Source organism: Jannaschia formosa, from assembly GCF_003340555.1.
In the GTDB taxonomy this organism is placed as follows: domain Bacteria; phylum Pseudomonadota; class Alphaproteobacteria; order Rhodobacterales; family Rhodobacteraceae; genus Jannaschia; species Jannaschia formosa.
Map to the genome: position 1 here is coordinate 1 of NZ_QPLJ01000100.1, position 1048 is coordinate 1048.

At 60.9% G+C, this 1048-nt stretch carries 3 protein-coding genes; all 3 read left to right on the forward strand.

The features are described from left to right. Positions 1 to 80 precede the first annotated feature (80 nt). Complete coding sequence (locus DR046_RS24995) at positions 81 to 377, forward strand: transposase (protein ID WP_167767271.1); 297 nt, start codon at positions 81 to 83, stop codon at positions 375 to 377. An 8-nt stretch (positions 378 to 385) separates the two neighbouring features. Continuing rightward, entirely contained in the window at positions 386 to 559 is a 174-nt protein-coding gene (locus DR046_RS25000) for a hypothetical protein (RefSeq protein WP_167767272.1), read from the forward strand. Next, positions 556 to 1048, forward strand: a 493-nt coding sequence (locus tag DR046_RS25005) for an IS3 family transposase (RefSeq protein ID WP_115384640.1), incomplete at its 3' end; no start/stop codon positions are given. The genes DR046_RS25000 and DR046_RS25005, both read left to right, overlap by 4 nt.

Consider the following 1048-nt stretch of genomic DNA (forward strand, 5'->3'; position numbering starts at 1 on the left):
TGAGCTACTCCCCAGAAATCGGACAGTGACGGAAGCTGCGATGTGACGTTTGCTGGTCTCCAAGAACGAGGAGATCAGGAATGCGGAAACGCAGGAATCATGACGCGGGCTTCAAGGCGCGCGTGGCGCTTGAGGCCGTGAAGGGCGAGCGCACTATGTCGGAGCTGGCGGCCGAATACGGTGTGCATCCGACGATGATCCATCAATGGAAGAAGGCGCTCCTCGACGGAGCTGCGGATATCTTCGAGCGCGGCGGCAGAAAGCCTGTTGCGGAGGTGGATGAGGAGACGGTCCGGTCACTGCATGCCAAGATCGGAGAACTGGCTGTCGCCAACGATTTTTTGTCACGAAAGCTCAAGCCGTGGACCGGCAAGTGAGGCGCGGGATGATCGAGCGGGGCCATCCGGTATTGTCGATCGGGGCGCAGTGCCGCCTGCTGTCGATCTCGCGCTCGTCCTTCTATCATGAACCGGTCGGAGAGACGGAGCAGAACCTCGACCTGATGCAGCTCATCGACAAGCAGTTCCTCGACACCCCCTTCTACGGGTCCGGCAGATGACCTGGCATCTGCAGAACGAGGGGCACGGCGTGAACCAGAAGCGCATCCGTCGGCTTATGCGGCTCATGCGCTTGATGCCGATCTACCAGAAGCCCAACACCAGCAAGCCGAGGAAGGGGCACAAGACCTATCCATATCTGCTGGGCGGGCTGCGGGTCGATCGCCCCGGCCAGGTCTGGTGTGCCGACATCACCTACCTGCCGATGCGGCGCGGCTTCCTTTACCTCGTGGCGATCATGGACTGGTTCACCCGAAAGGTGCTGGCTTGGCGCATCTCAAATACGCTGGAGGCTGACTTCTGCGTCGAGGCGTTGAATGAGGCCATCCACCGCTTCGGCGCGCCGGGGATCATGAATACAGACCAAGGTTCACAGTTCACGTCCTTTGCCTGGACGGACAGGCTGAAGCGCGCTGGCACCCGGATCTCCATGGACGGCAAAGGCCGCTGCATCGACAATGTCTTCATCGAGCGCCTCTGGCGGTCCCTCA

Coding starts and splice junctions, on each gene's coding strand:
- DR046_RS24995 (WP_167767271.1), top strand. CDS start 81: ATGCGGAAACGCAGGAATCATGACGCGGGCTTCAAGGCGCGCGTGGCG.
- DR046_RS25000 (WP_167767272.1), top strand. CDS start 386: ATGATCGAGCGGGGCCATCCGGTATTGTCGATCGGGGCGCAGTGCCGC.